Here is a 14,452-nt window from a genome sequence, read left to right on the forward strand (position 1 = left end):
GGGCTGTCAAAAATGATTTCTTAATGCAATTCCAAAGTGATTTACTGCAAGTGCCTGTCGAAAGACCGACGATAAACGAAACGACCGCACTAGGCGCTGCCTATCTAGCCGGACTTGCTGTTGGCTATTGGAAGGATCAAGAAGAAATCTCCCGGCAATGGGCGATAGATAAAACCTTCAAACCAGCCATGGAACAGCAAGCAAGCGAAGAATTATATGGAGGCTGGAAAAAAGCCGTACATGCAGCGATGGCCTTTAAATAAAAAAAACAAGGCAATTCCTTTCTAAAATCAATTGGAGTATGGTATACTGAAATCAAGTTAATAACTCGGCCGGAGAACAGGAGAGACCATGAATGCGTTATCGTGTAGACGATAATGTGCATTTATGGTCTCTTTTTTGTATTCCATTCCAGATTATGGATAGTGAGGGCCATAAAAAAGAAAAACGAACCAACTAACAATAAAAGCACAAGCTCACGAGTGCAGCGCAAACTCGCGAGTAACGAACGCAAATTAACGAGTAATGGCACAAACTGACGTGTAAACGTCTAAATATACTAGTAAAACAAGCTGATGAAGGGGGAGTTAAGGATGAAGTTTTCGAATAAATATCGGGAAGAAACGATCGGACTGCTGAAAAAAGATAAATATGATGTTTTGGTGATTGGTGGGGGAATTACCGGCGCAGGCATTGCCTTGGATGCGACGACTCGTGGAATGAAGGTGGCGTTGGTGGAGATGCAGGATTTTGCTGCAGGTACTTCTAGCCGTTCGACGAAGCTTGTCCATGGGGGGCTGCGGTATTTGAAGCAATTTGAAATAAAAATGGTGGCTGAGGTCGGGAAAGAGCGGGAGATCGTTTATGAAAATGGGCCGCATGTGACCACGCCGGAATGGATGCTGCTGCCGATGCACAAAGGAGGCACCTTTGGGAAGTTCAGTACCTCCATTGGGCTGCGCGTCTATGATTTCCTGGCAGGCGTAAAAAAAGCCGAACGCAGGAAGATGCTTTCAATAGATGAAACGCTCGCCCGGGAGCCGCTTGTGAAGAAAGAGGGACTGAAGGGCGGAGGCTATTATGTTGAATATCGTACAGATGATGCCCGGCTGACGATCGAAGTCATGAAGGCAGCCGTCGATAAAGGGGCGACACCGATTAATTATACGCGAGTGGATAAGTTGTTATATGAAAACGGAAAGGTATCTGGGGTCCAGGTTGCCGATTTACTATCTGGGGCCGCGTATGAAATTCATGCAGACAAAATCATCAATGCAGCAGGACCTTGGGTGGATTCAATCCGCGAAAAGGACCAATCGAAGCAGGGAAAAACGCTGAAGCTTTCAAAGGGTGTTCATGTGGTCATCGACCAAGCGAAATTCCCCTTGAAGCAGGCGATTTACTTTGATACGCCCGATGGACGGATGATCTTTGCCATCCCAAGAGCAGGTAAGGCTTATGTGGGCACAACGGATACGTTTTATGATGGCAATCCGGCCGTTCCGAAGGTTACATCGGCAGATCGAACTTACTTATTGAAGGCGATTGACTATATGTTCCCGCAGGTGAAGATTTCCGAGGATGATATCGAATCAAGCTGGGCCGGAGTAAGACCATTGATTCTGGAGGAAGGGAAGGACCCTTCGGAAATTTCCCGGAAAGATGAAATTTGGGAGTCCGATTCGGGACTGATCACGATAGCGGGCGGGAAATTGACCGGCTATCGCAAAATGGCGAAAACGACGGTCGACCTTGTGGCAGGGAAGTCCAATAAGTCGTACCCAGCGAGCAAGACGAAGGGCATGCCGATTTCCGGAGGCAACGTCGGGGGATCGAGAAACTTTTCAAGCTATATTAAGCAACAAATGCAAGCGGGAGTGGACTCTGGGCTATCTGTCAAGGATTCCGAGGATCTATTGGCCATGTATGGGTCAAACGCACATCTGTTATTCGATATCGCCAAAACCGATCGTGACGAAGCAACAAGTCTCCCGCAGAAATTGTATGTACAGTTGAGATATGCCCTGGATCATGAAATGGCGGCAACACCGGTCGACTTCTTTTTCCGCAGGACGGGGACCCTTTTATTCGATATAGATTTAGTCCAAACCCATAAAAGTGCCGTGATTGACTATATGGCTGGATATTTTAGCTGGTCCGAGTCAACGAAAGAGGAAAGAACAAAACAACTGGAACAGGAAATACTCGGTGCAATTAGAGTATCGTAACCTATAATGGAAAACAGGGCGCCAGCGATATTGCTGGTGCCTTGTTTTTCGGGGCGGATGCCGACATCAGCCTAACTAAGAATGGAATATTTTTGATACACTCAACGTATTAGTTAATTGTCAATTGGTTTTGCGGGAGGCGTTCGTCATAAGATGAAAATGACCAAGGTAGGTACCGTATATCAACTATCCTTCATGCCGCGTGTTTTTCCTGTGAATTGTTATTTTGTAGAAGAAGAGGATAGCCTAACGTTAATCGATGCTGCCTTACCTTACAGCACAAAAAAGATAGTGAAGGCAGCACAGGTCATTGGAAAACCGATCAAACGAATCATCATCACTCACGCGCATGAGGATCATGTCGGTGCACTGGACGGGCTAAAAGCGTTGCTTCCCGATATGCACGTGAGCATTTCGATCAGGGAAGCAGCTTTACTTGCTGGAGATTCTGCACGCCTGGAAAGTGAAGATTCCCCGATCCGCGGGGGAATTCCAAAAAATATACAAACCGAGCCTGACTCTTTCCTAAAAGAGGGGGACCGGATTGGTTCTTTGGAAGTTATTCTTTCTCCCGGGCATACACCTGGCTCGATTTCGCTGATCGACACGCGGAATCATAGTTTGATTGCCGGCGATGCCCTGCAAACGAGAGGGGGAACGGCGGTGAATGGCGTGATCAAGCCTTTATTTCCTTTCCCATCCCTTGTCACCTGGGATAAGCGGATTGCTCTTGAAAGTGCTAAGAAATTACTTAGCTATAAACCGCGTTTGCTTGCTATAGGCCATGGGAAGATGCTGGAACAGCCCGGAGATTCGATGTACAGGGCAATCGTTGAAGCGGAGTCGAAGCTTCAGCCATGAAAAGTGGAGTGTAAATGAGCTCACATATGCCATTGAAGCGTGCACCCGTCGCGAAGCATGAAAAAAACCCTTGTGCCGCAAGGGTTTTGGAGTATGGAACATGGCAAGGGGATACCCATTCATTTTTTCTGCTTCATGAGCTGTAAGTCGATGTAGTACTGTATTCGCGAATGCATGTCGTCAAAATCGATGGATGTAAGCTCGGCTATTTGATTCAATCTATATTTCAAGGTATTCGTATGAATGTATAGCTGCTCAGCCGTCGGCTTGATCCGGCAATTGTTCAGCAAATATACCTCCAGCGTCTGGAGGAGCTTCGTCTGGCTTTCTTGGTCCTTCTTTTCAAGAATCTGTAAATATTTGTTGGCATAATTCGTTTTTGTGTGATGATTGGAGATCATTTCGAGGTAACGGAAAATACCTAGTTTGCTGTATTCAAAGGGAAGCTGTTCAGGCTGCCCGATGAACTTGGCGGCGTTGATCACTTCCAATGCTTCGAGATAAGATTTCCGCAATTGAAGGATCGATGAATACTCATTACCGATTCCAGGGAAGATCCTATGATCATGAAACTGGGAGAGTACCGTATTCGTGAAATCATGGGCGCTATCAGCCAGCATGCCTTTCCCATTGCTGCCAATGATGACGACGACCTTCATCTGGTTTGTGAATACATGGGAAAAATGATTCAAGGCATTGGCAAATAAGCTGACTGTATCCGTCAATTCATCAAGAAGCTCCGCATCGGATTGGGCGATGGTGAAGACGTTCACGACAAAGGTTTCCGGTATGAGGATGCCCATGTTGGCCGCTTCCCATTTTATTTGATTTTCAGTTTGATAGACTTCGTCAATGATCTTTTGATAGAACTCGTTCTTTTCTTCGTCTTTTTTCATGTTCAATTGTTTTTTTTGATGGAGGAGCTTGCCGATATGATGGGACACCTCATGTAAAAATTCCAAATCGGCATCCTGCATCCTTTCCGTTTCCTGGACCCAAATGAACCCAAAAACCTGTCCTTTATGGACAGCGCTTACAACGACCCTTTGATTTAAGCCGATTTCCTCGATTTGCTTTACCCGGAATGGATGCTGCACCGTTTTAAGCTGCTCGACAATGCCCTCATCCATGAATTTCTCCAAAATCGGGATCGGCCAATGCTTCGTGAAGATCGTTTGCCGGTTGGCTTGGTCGAAGTGCTCGATATAATACGAACTATATGCCAGCAATAAAAATTGTTCATTTTCAATGACGACAGGTTTTTTTAAGTATGTGCTGACCATATCGGTTATATCGTTGATGTTTGTGAGAGTAAGGATTTTTTCTAATGACATATATGGCCCCCAGTTTTTTGAAGTGGATTACACCTTAATAATACTGATAAACGAAAGATGTGTATAGGGGCAAGCGCAAAGAAGGACCGAGTCCATGAAAAAGTTATCATGGACCGGTCCTTACAGGAGATTTATTTTTCTTCCAATGCTCTTTCGAATTGTTCGAATTGCTGTTCGACTTCTTTAGATGGCTTAGCTGTAAGCAGACTGACGACGATGATGGCAATCAAGCTTGCGGCAAAACCGGGAATCATTTCATAAAGCGTATCGGACAGGCCTGCCATCGACCAGAAAATCACGGTCGCGGCACCAACGACCATCCCAGCTAAAGCACCCCATTTCGTCATGCGCTTCCAGCAGAGACTTAGCAGCACAAGCGGACCGAATGAAGATCCGAAACCAGCCCATGCATAACCGACAAGTCCAAGAATCGTGTCATTTTTCTCCCAAGAGAGAATGAGCGCGATGATGGATATGATCAAAACGGAAAGCCTTCCTAGGAAGACAAGCTCTTTATCGGAAGCGGAGCGACGGAAGAAGGTTTTGTATATATCCTCCGTCAAAGAGCTGGCAGTAACCAAAAGCTGCGAAGAAATCGTGCTCATGACGGCAGCCAGGATCGCTGAGATCAAGAAGCCAGTAATGAATGGATGGAAAAGGATTTCCCCTAACTCTATGAAAATCGTTTCAGGATCAGCTAATTTGAGACCGTTCTGGGAATAATACGTTATTCCGATGAATCCCGTCAGCATCGCACCTATTGTGGAAAAGATCATCCAGCTCATGCCGATGGTACGGGCTTTCTTTATTTCCTTGACGGAACTGATCGCCATAAAGCGGACAATGATATGGGGCTGTCCGAAATAACCCAGTCCCCAGGCGAATAATGAGATGATCCCCAAAAGGCTCGTTCCGGTAAAAATATTTAAAAGGGCAGGATCAATGGAACGCGGGGTTTCTATGGAAGGGCCGAAGCCGCCAACATGGAAAAGGGTAACGATCGGTACAAGAACAAGGGCGACGACCATGATGATCCCTTGAACAAAGTCTGTCCAGCTTACCGCCAGGAATCCGCCGAATAACGTATAGGCCACGACCACGCCTGTTAAGATCCATAGCCCAGCATGGTAATCAAGGCCAAATGTACTTTGGAATAAAACGCCGCCGGATACCATTCCGGAAGAAACGTAAAACGTGAAGAATATCAGGATGACCAATGCCGAGATGAGCCTTAGGATCCGTGATCCTTCGCCAAAACGATTTTCCAGGAAAGCGGGAATCGTAATGGAATTATTGGCGACCTCCGTATACGTTCTCAGTCTAGGTGCCACGTATAACCAGTTGGCATAAGCACCAAGCGTCAGGCCGATTACAATCCATATCGAGCTGAGCCCTGTTGCGAACATGGCGCCCGGCATCCCCATCAGGAGCCAGCCGCTCATATCGGCAGCACCGGCGCTTAATGCAGTGACAGCAGGACCAAGACCCCTGTCTCCCAGCATGTAGTCATTTAGATTGGACGTTCTTTTGTAGGCGAAATATCCGATTAACAGCATGCCCGCCATATAAATGCTAATGGAAAGTATTAATGAAAAATCGATCATAGGAAGACTCCCTTCAGGATGAAATAGTTAATTTTTTGTTTAAAAAGAGGAAGCAACCTAGTTGTCACTTCCTCCAATTTACATCGTTTTGTATTGTATCATATAGTTGAAGATACATCACCAAAACGAGGGCATTTCCTTTTCAATAGCTTTTTGAAACAGTTATCAGAACGTTTCGGATGTTGTTTTGGCTTGCATATGAAGCTGCAAGTAGTCCGGTCCGCCTGCTTTAGAATCGGTTCCAGACATATTGAATCCGCCGAATGGCTGGTAGCCTACGATTGCGCCCGTACAGCCACGGTTGAAATACAGGTTCCCTACATGGAATTCTTCGCGTGCTTTTTCCATGTTCAGACGATTTGTCGTAATGACGGCACCAGTTAAACCGTATTCCGTGTTATTGGCAATCTCAAGCGCTTCGTCAAAGTCTTTCGCTTTGGCAAACGCGACGACAGGTCCGAAGATTTCCTCTTGCATCAGTCTTGCTTGCGGATCGACATCTGCCACGATCGTCGGCTGAACGAAGTAGCCTTTTGAGCTATCTCCTTCTCCGCCGGCAAGAATGCGTCCTTCTTCTTTACCGATTTCAACATAGCTCATGATTTTGTCAAAGGCTGCCTGATCGATGACCGGGCCCATGAAATGATTCTCGGTAGGATTCCCGACTGTCAGCTGCTTGGTTAACTCGACAGCGCGATCCAAAACCTGGTCATAGACATCTTCCACGATGACGGCACGGGAGCAAGCAGAGCATTTTTGTCCGGCAAAGCCAAATGCCGATTTGACGATCGATTGTGCCGCCAATTCAAGATCTGCCTCTTTGTCGACGACGATTGTATCTTTTCCGCCCATTTCAGCAATGACGCGCTTTAGCCAAATTTGGCCTTCATTCAATTCCGAAGCACGTTTATAAATGCGCAGACCTACATCACGTGAGCCAGTGAAGGAAATGAAACGTGTTTTTGGGTGATCCACTAGATAGTCCCCGACTTCGGCTCCGCTTCCTGGGACGAAATTCAATACACCTGCTGGAAGACCGGCTTCATGCATCACTTCAACGAATTTCGCTGCGACGATAGGAGTGGTCGAAGCTGGTTTTAATAGAATGGTGTTCCCAGTGACAATAGCTGCAACGGCGGTGCCTGCCATGATTGCAAATGGGAAGTTCCAAGGAGAAATGATGATGCCGACCCCGAGTGGGATGTAATCATAACGGTTATATTCTCCCGGACGGCTTTGAACAGGCACACCATCTTTAAGCGTCAGCATTTGACGGGCATAAAATTCAAGGAAATCGATCGCTTCCGCAGTATCTGCATCCGCTTCGTTCCAAGGTTTACCTGCTTCTTTTGTCAATAATGCCGAGAATTCATGCTTGCGTCTGCGAATGATGGCTGCGGCTTTGAATAAAACGTCAGCACGGATTTCCGGCTTCACTTTTTTCCAGCTTTCAAAAGCGGTGACGGCTTCCTGCATCGCCTTTTCAGCAAGGTCTTTGTTCGCTTTTGATACGCGGCCGATGACTTCCTCTTTATCCGCAGGATTATAGGAAACGATTTTCTCGTCAGTCGTCACTTTTTCGGCACCGATGTAGAGGGGATAGTCTTGGCCTAGGTAGCCTTCTACTGTTTGAAGGGCTGCCTCATACGCTTTTTTATTTTCCTCGTTTGTAAAATCGACAAATGGTTCGTGTTTATATGAAATCATTGATGATCACACCTTTTCATGGATTTTTTTGAAGCGTTTTAAATGTATTGATGTATCGTTTAGCTTCTGACCATCCCTTTGAAAGCGAAGGAAATGTTCGATGGCCGCTCAGCAAGCCTTCTCATGAAATACCCATACCAGTCGAGGCCATAAGGAACATAGACACGCATCTTGTAACCTTGCTTGACCAGTTCGTGCTGGGTTTTGTTTCTCATGCCGTAAAGCATTTGAAATTCAAATTGTGTATTTGGGATATTATGCTTTTTCGCCAGCTCTTTTGTATATTCGATGATTTTGTCATCATGGGAAGCGATGGCTGTGTAATTGCCGTTAAGCAGACTTTGTTTAATCAGCTTTTTATAGTTTTCATCCACATCTGCCTTTTCGGGAAATGCCACTTCGGGAGATTCCTTGTAGGCACCCTTAACGAGACGAAGAAATGGCTTATATTGACCAAGGTCATCCAAATCTTTCTCTGTGCGGAATAAGTATGCTTGGAGTACAGTACTTATGCAGTTGTATTTTTCTTTGAACTGCCTAAAAATATCGATGGTTGCCTGACAGCGAACCTCATCCTCCATATCAATCGTGACCATGACACCATGCTTTTCAGCTGTATCGAGAATTTTCGTCATGTTCTCGATGACCAGTGCATGATCGATATCGAGACCTAGGGAAGTCATCTTCAAGGAAACTTGTGAATCGAGCTTTTCCCTGCTGATCATCTCAATGGTTTCGATGCATTCAGCCGTCCGCTCCTGAGTCACTTCCTTTGAATCAACGAACTCCCCAAGATGGTCGACGGTCACCGATAAGCCACTATCGTTAAGCTGTTTAATGAATTTAATCGAGCTTTGGAAATCCGTTCCCCCAATGATCTTACCGGCGGCGAAGCTTCCTCCGCGTTTCTTGGCAATATTATTTAGCATGTTATTTTTAGATAAAAACAAGAAAAAGTCCCTTGTAATGGCTTCCATATAAAGCGCACCCCCTAAGAAGATGTATTCATGAATTAAGCTTACGGTTTTTCGACAATATTCACAATGTTCGAAAAAACCAATAATTCTGTCTCGTATTTGTCGGTTTTGGACAAAAGAAAGGGTTTTCATTTTATTGGTGAAGGGGAAGCTGTTTATTTTCATGTAAATTGAAACGCTTGCGGGAGGTGATAGAAGTGGCAACTCGACCATATTCAGCCAATACGTTATAATGAACCATATTTAATAAGAATGGGTATCTATAATAGATGAAGAGGTAAAATAAGTCATACCGGATAGCGGGGGAGGATAAGGAATGGCTGCTGTATTTGAAGAACTTAGAGAAACGACCGGATTGATCATAGGGTTAATATTGGTTTTGATATTGATGGGGCTGATCGGCTACACCCTCACGAATTTACGTGAAACCATCATGACACCTATGGTCAAATTCATTAAGAAAATGTTCAGCCGGAAATAGCTGCGGCGGATACATAAGCACTTGTCCCGGACCGACAATGGAAACCTGCTTGAAGATGTGCTGCGATGTTAATGGGATGAAAGATCAAAAAACCCTAGAATGGATTTCAGGGTTTTTTTCGTTATGGAGTATAGCTGGATTGGACTGCAGAGCCTGCGTTTTCTTCATCCTTAAATATCAAAATAATCATCCGACTTTGCATGGGGATCCAGACTCCGAATGGCCTTCATCATTTTCTTTAATACTCCGGCTGACGGTACGTATTTCGGATCGCTGCAAATTCTGCTTATCGTATTCCGTGATATTCCAGAAGCACTTACAAACTCCTCTTGTGAATATCCATGCTTATCGATTAATTTGCCTACCTTACTGCGATGCTTTCCTTTCCCGAATCGGAACATTTTGATAACCTCCTAGATTTTATTTACTAGCAGTCTCGTCTACCTTTCGCAAAAATATACGCATAGTTTCGCAAAGATTTGGTATACCGGTGACATGGCCACGGAAGAGGCGGAAGAAATATACAACCATAACCGGCAGGGCATCAGCGATGAACCGGTAACTGACTTGCTCCAAAGCTATGGGCGTATATATAAAAGATTATATTTATCTGATAATTGAATTTATTAACATATCTATTATAATGATAAATAAGACATATTATTTTTTGTGAAAGTAGGAGGGGAACATGGGAAGGTTAGTTCATTTCGAAATTCATGTGAATGATATGGAACGTGCAAAGAAGTTTTATGGAGAGGTATTCGGATGGTCCTTTCAGGATTGGAGTGACTATGCAGGAATGCCCTACTTTGGAGCTGTCACTGGCGATGAAAACGAGCCTGGGGTCAATGGAGCCCTGATGCAGCGTCAAACGGCTCCACCGGAAACGAATCAAGCGTTAAATGCATTTGCATGTACAATGGGTGTGGAAAATTATGATGCAACGGAAGCGAAGATCATTGCGGGTGGCGGCCAAGTGTCGATGCCTAAATATGCCCTTCCTGGAATGGCATGGCAAGGATACTATACGGATACCGAGGGCAATATATTCGGAATCCATCAACCCGATTTGAATGCAAAATAGATCCGATAATGGGTGATAGGTGACAGGAAGCGGTTCGTAAAAGGTGAAGGAAGGCGGATGAACTGCCTTCCTTTATTTTTGCAATATGAAAAAGGCGTTGCTGTCTCCATAAGCCGAGATGATGTAAAACGGATGGTTATCCGCAAAATGTTGAAGAAAGTAGTAATCTATTCAAATTGACGGAAGGTTGTGTGGCCGAAGTGAAGGTTGGATCTTATTTTTCGGAAAATAGTAAAGCGGCATTTAAGAATGATCCGCCTGGTGCCTGGATGCCGAATTTGCCGGATGGTTGCATTCGCTTGAGTTCAGGTTATCCGGATCCAGCCTTGATTCCTGCCGAGGAGATTAAAGCAGCGGTAGCCAGACTTCTCGATGAAGAGCACGATTTGCCTCTTCATTATCTCGGAAGCCCGAGAGTAACGAGATTAAAACAGCAAATCCAGAGAAGGCTGGCAGAGCGTGGAGTTTTCGTTGTGGAGGAACAGCTTTTGATTACTTCAGGTGCTTGTCAGGCAATCGATCTGATTGCCCGCATTCTCCTCGATGATCAAGCGGTAGTAGCTGTAGAATCTCCCACCTATATGGAGGCTTTGGAGATTTTTCAAAACTATACGAAGCACATCATAAGTATCCCTATAGATGAGCAAGGAATCCAAACGGACCGATTGAAGGAAATGCTGGTTGAAAGGAAACGTAGCGGTCTGACTCTCCCGCGTTTCCTATATACCATCCCAACCTATCAAAATCCAACCGGGACGACGACGAGCACTGAGCGCCGGAAACATTTATTGGAACTTTCCAGCGAGTTCGATTTCCTCATACTTGAGGATGATGCTTACGGGGAGTTATCCTTCGATAAAAATCCTCCGCCCATAAAATCCTTTGATGAATGCGGCCGCGTCCTCCACGTTGGTTCATTATCCAAGGTGGTGGCGCCTGGAATGAGGATTGGGTGGATAGCAGGAGATAGTGAGTTCATCAAGGCATCAGAGTGGTTTAAAAAAGATTTAGATCATCCATTTTCACAAAGTACAATGGCTGTATACCTGGAAAATACGAATTTCGAGAAACGGCTACACCTCCTAAAGGATGTGTATCGTGCCAAATGTGCCGTGTTACTCCGTGCGATGGAACAATTCCTTCCTGACCCCGTTTCCTGGTATGTGCCAGCTGGCGGTTATTTTGTATGGGTGAGGATTCCCGGCGTTGATACGTCAGAATCATTACCACAGGCTCTGGCTGAGGGGGTTTCATATGTTCCGGGTAAATACTTCTTCTTGAATCATAGTGATGGAACCGAGTTTCTGCGGCTCTCATTCAGTTATGCCAATGAGAAAGAAATAATCGATGGAATACAAAGACTGGGAAGGATTTTCGCACCTTTTCTTAACGGACTGCCTGATCGCGAAGTAAATGATACGAATGCACCTACTCCTTAAACAGGGTAGGTTTTTTTGTTCATGGAGGTAAATTCGACGAAATACCGGGGAAGAACTGCACTTCGTTTGAACACTTTGAAAGAAGAGATGACCAGATTTCGGTTCCTGAAGCTTCAAAGTATATCATTATAGCAAGGTGGTGTTGAAAAATGAAGGTAAACCAGGACATGTTGAAGCTTAGATATACGTCCCGAGTTGTACAAGAGGTTCAAAGAAGGTTGAACATTTCGGAGAGGGAAGCAGAGTATCGCCTACAGAATACCGCCTATAATAAATTAATGGATAGTGACCCGGAATTCGTCATGCATTATCCAGCTAGAGTCTGGGTAGATAAACTTTTTAAAGTTGAATTTGCTCATAATCATTAAGCTCATATAATCTTGAGCTTAATGATTATTGTGATGCTATTATCGATAAGGGATTGCGATTATGGAAAATGAGAGAAACTCCAGTTGTCTTTCTATTTGAATATTCTAAGAGTTACAGGCATCCCTTCACGTTCACGCCGCGAATTTTTCCGGGTACTCAGTGGTATATAAACAGAAAAAAACCCTTGAATATCAAGGGTTTTTTAAGTATGGAGCATAGCGGGATCGAACCGCTGACCTCTACGCTGCCAGCGTAGCAATTGACGGTATGCTGCCGATATATCAACGTACGCTTGCCTTCTACCTTTCCGATTCGTTTATTATACGCTATAGCACTCGTACGCTGCAACGTTGTGTGCCGTTACGCTGATCGGAAATTAATAACAACGGACGCTGACCTTTTATATTCCGAAGTATTCCGATGATAGGGCGCATACTAGGGCTAAGCGTCCGTTTCACCTGCACGGAGCTCCTCGTGGGGATAGACGTCTGAAACTCCGGGGCTCAGCTTATCGTTTATGCAGTATCCTATACACAGAATGGTCCTAAGCATTATGCAGGATAGCGAGGTACATCGCTCTTATTAGCGCAGCATAAACCGCATTAAATCAACGATGTTTACATACGTGCATATTTGATAATAATCCGTTATGAACAAACGCTGTTATATCAACGATTGTGTTTCGTATAGACTTCCGCAAATGTCTATTATGTAAACTAGTTTTGCGTTGTTCATTCGTTAAATTGAATAACGTTGATCTATTATTATACGCATGGATGAATAGATATACATGCAGGAGGACGCTAGTTGCATGCCCCCAAAGGCCGTATGCCCAAATCTCCGCAGCTGCAACTACGAACTCGCGGATAATATTTTTTATTTCCAGGGGTTGAGCGATATTTACACGCAACTATACGAAACTTACACTATGGTTTTTTTTGGAATAATTCCGTCATATTCCGGTAGGTAGCGTTTATACTTAAGGAAAAGGGGGCGTTAAGTATGGGTTTTTGGAAGCAAGTGTTTAGACCACGTGTACCAGTTGCCGTATTGTCAGGCGGTCATGCTCTAACTGATAACGTAGAAGGGAAGGGTCTTGTTAATAGGATGTCGGTTATGAAGGGACGGAAGTCTGGCGAGGTTGAGATTGCTACTTTATTCGGACAGAAGCACTTTACATTTTCACGTATATCATGGGAGCCTAGTGGAAGTAGAAGTGTTGGTAAGGCTGCAGGCGGAGCTATCCTTGGTACGGTTGTTGCGGGTCCTCTAGGGACAATCGCTGGAGCTGCGTTAGGTGCTAAGAAGAAGGATAACTCAACAGCTTACCTTTACCTAGTCGACGAAGAAGGCGTGAATCACGAAGTTCATATAAAATGTACGCAGGATCAATATCGACAAATATCAAACATAGCATATTAGTCCCGGCCGTTGAGCTAGGGCTTTTTTTTTGTTAATCGTATTTTCGATAGCAATCGTTCACGGCTTTTGCTATTTGTTTTAGTACCGGATTACCCTTTTTCATCTCCGATTTGAACCACGCCTCGCGTTCATCCTCCGTCATATCCATCAATGGCGAATGAATTATTATCTTTGTGTTTCCAATCATAAATTCCCTTCCTTTCCCTTTAGACATCAAAGAAGTCCTCGCTGCGGGCGCCTGGATCGACTTGGCGTATCGCCTTCATTATCTTCTTTATCGTCTGCACGGTAGGTTCCCGTTTGTCTGCGCAAAGCTCCGATATAGTGGTCCGGCTAACCTTCGATGTCTTTATCAGCCATTCCTGCGATATTCCCCGATCATCTAGCCATCGACCTAATTTAGAGCGCGGCTTACCTCCAAATAATCCAAACATATTGATCTTCCTTTCACTCGCTTTTTAATTCCAGTCATGCCCGCCGATGAAACAAGTTATACCCGCCGGCGGATAAAATTATTTTCGCGGACAAGTAAACGTGGACAATCGGTACCACATAGGCTATTAACACGAAAGCAAATAAGTTGGTAAACGGTAGCGTCATAGAATCGGATGTTTTAATTTTCAATTTCGTAACAGATTCAACTCAGTTATATAAGTGCACTTGTATAAGCAGTAAAGCCGGTTTAATAAGCTTCCGGAAACCTGTTAAGGAAGGACCGGAGGGAGAGAGTGAGGGGAGAGCGCGAGAGGGGAAAGAAAATATTCAGATAATTCTAATGAACGGAGATGAGCGAAATGTTCAGAAAACAGCAGCCAGAAGTAATCGACTTCAAAACATTCATGGCAGGGACATACCGTAAGCCTAAGCGCTCCATAAATACGCCCATTTATAGTTTCATGCCTTCGATAACGGTTAGTAGTTTTTTATCGCCTGATGTAGCCGGCAT

General features: G+C 44.7%; 15 protein-coding genes. 8 read left to right on the top strand and 7 right to left on the bottom strand.

The features are described 5' to 3' along the window. The 3 genes from CVN76_RS05195 to CVN76_RS05205 form a co-directional block, all read left to right on the top strand. Nucleotides 1–263, top strand: a 263-nt coding sequence (locus CVN76_RS05195; RefSeq protein WP_269800017.1) for an FGGY-family carbohydrate kinase, incomplete at its 5' end; no start/stop codon positions are given. Between the two features lie 330 nt (nt 264–593). After that, nucleotides 594–2,228, top strand: a complete 1,635-nt coding sequence (locus tag CVN76_RS05200) for a glycerol-3-phosphate dehydrogenase/oxidase (protein ID WP_100530519.1) — start codon at nt 594–596, stop codon at nt 2,226–2,228. A gap of 153 nt (nt 2,229–2,381) precedes the next feature. Next, the gene (locus CVN76_RS05205) at nt 2,382–3,089 is read left to right on the top strand and encodes an MBL fold metallo-hydrolase (protein WP_100530520.1); all 708 of its coding nucleotides are present in this window, start codon (nt 2,382–2,384) and stop codon (nt 3,087–3,089) included. A 119-nt stretch (nt 3,090–3,208) separates the two neighbouring features. On the opposite strand, the gene CVN76_RS05210 is transcribed toward CVN76_RS05205, so the two are convergent. The 4 genes from CVN76_RS05210 to CVN76_RS05225 form a co-directional block, all read right to left on the bottom strand. Further along, nucleotides 3,209–4,423, bottom strand: a complete 1,215-nt coding sequence (locus CVN76_RS05210) for a PucR family transcriptional regulator (protein ID WP_100530521.1) — start codon at nt 4,421–4,423, stop codon at nt 3,209–3,211. Between the two features lie 131 nt (nt 4,424–4,554). Continuing rightward, complete coding sequence (gene putP / locus CVN76_RS05215; protein ID WP_198512493.1) at nt 4,555–6,027, bottom strand: sodium/proline symporter PutP; 1,473 nt, start codon at nt 6,025–6,027, stop codon at nt 4,555–4,557. Between the two features lie 165 nt (nt 6,028–6,192). Next, nucleotides 6,193–7,734, bottom strand: coding sequence for an L-glutamate gamma-semialdehyde dehydrogenase (gene pruA, locus CVN76_RS05220; RefSeq protein ID WP_100530522.1), 1,542 nt, complete (start codon nt 7,732–7,734; stop codon nt 6,193–6,195). Between the two features lie 59 nt (nt 7,735–7,793). Beyond that, nucleotides 7,794–8,711: a proline dehydrogenase family protein gene (locus CVN76_RS05225; protein ID WP_100530523.1), complete on the bottom strand. Its 918-nt coding sequence runs from the start codon at nt 8,709–8,711 to the stop codon at nt 7,794–7,796. Between the two features lie 316 nt (nt 8,712–9,027). Here CVN76_RS05225 and CVN76_RS30865 point away from each other — a divergent pair, with 316 nt between their 5' ends. Beyond that, nucleotides 9,028–9,192 (top strand): hypothetical protein, encoded by a 165-nt coding sequence (locus tag CVN76_RS30865; protein WP_157805541.1) that lies wholly within the window; start codon nt 9,028–9,030, stop codon nt 9,190–9,192. A gap of 170 nt (nt 9,193–9,362) precedes the next feature. Here the strand turns inward: CVN76_RS30865 and CVN76_RS05230 are convergent, their stop codons facing one another. Then, complete coding sequence (locus CVN76_RS05230) at nt 9,363–9,593, bottom strand: helix-turn-helix domain-containing protein (protein WP_061143952.1); 231 nt, start codon at nt 9,591–9,593, stop codon at nt 9,363–9,365. Between the two features lie 287 nt (nt 9,594–9,880). Here CVN76_RS05230 and CVN76_RS05235 point away from each other — a divergent pair, with 287 nt between their 5' ends. From CVN76_RS05235 to CVN76_RS05250, 4 genes are all read left to right on the top strand, one after another. Next, the gene (locus CVN76_RS05235; RefSeq protein ID WP_100530524.1) at nt 9,881–10,276 is read left to right on the top strand and encodes a VOC family protein; all 396 of its coding nucleotides are present in this window, start codon (nt 9,881–9,883) and stop codon (nt 10,274–10,276) included. Nucleotides 10,277–10,476: 200 nt separating this feature from the next. Further along, nucleotides 10,477–11,715: an aminotransferase-like domain-containing protein gene (locus tag CVN76_RS05240; protein WP_100530529.1), complete on the top strand. Its 1,239-nt coding sequence runs from the start codon at nt 10,477–10,479 to the stop codon at nt 11,713–11,715. Between the two features lie 149 nt (nt 11,716–11,864). Then, a complete protein-coding gene (locus CVN76_RS05245) occupies nt 11,865–12,083 on the top strand; it encodes a hypothetical protein (protein WP_100530525.1) in 219 nt (72 codons plus the stop codon). Between the two features lie 1,003 nt (nt 12,084–13,086). Then, the gene (locus CVN76_RS05250) at nt 13,087–13,506 is read left to right on the top strand and encodes a hypothetical protein (protein ID WP_100530526.1); all 420 of its coding nucleotides are present in this window, start codon (nt 13,087–13,089) and stop codon (nt 13,504–13,506) included. A 31-nt stretch (nt 13,507–13,537) separates the two neighbouring features. Here CVN76_RS05250 and CVN76_RS05255 read toward each other — a convergent pair whose 3' ends face one another. After that, nucleotides 13,538–13,693 carry a hypothetical protein gene (locus tag CVN76_RS05255; RefSeq protein ID WP_232732054.1) on the bottom strand — a complete coding sequence of 52 codons (156 nt, stop codon included), beginning with the start codon at nt 13,691–13,693 and terminating at the stop codon, nt 13,538–13,540. Nucleotides 13,694–13,712: 19 nt separating this feature from the next. Continuing rightward, entirely contained in the window at nt 13,713–13,940 is a 228-nt protein-coding gene (locus tag CVN76_RS05260) for a helix-turn-helix domain-containing protein (protein ID WP_100530141.1), read from the bottom strand. Nucleotides 13,941–14,452 lie beyond the last annotated feature (512 nt).

It is taken from the genome of Bacillus sp. mrc49, from assembly GCF_002803435.1.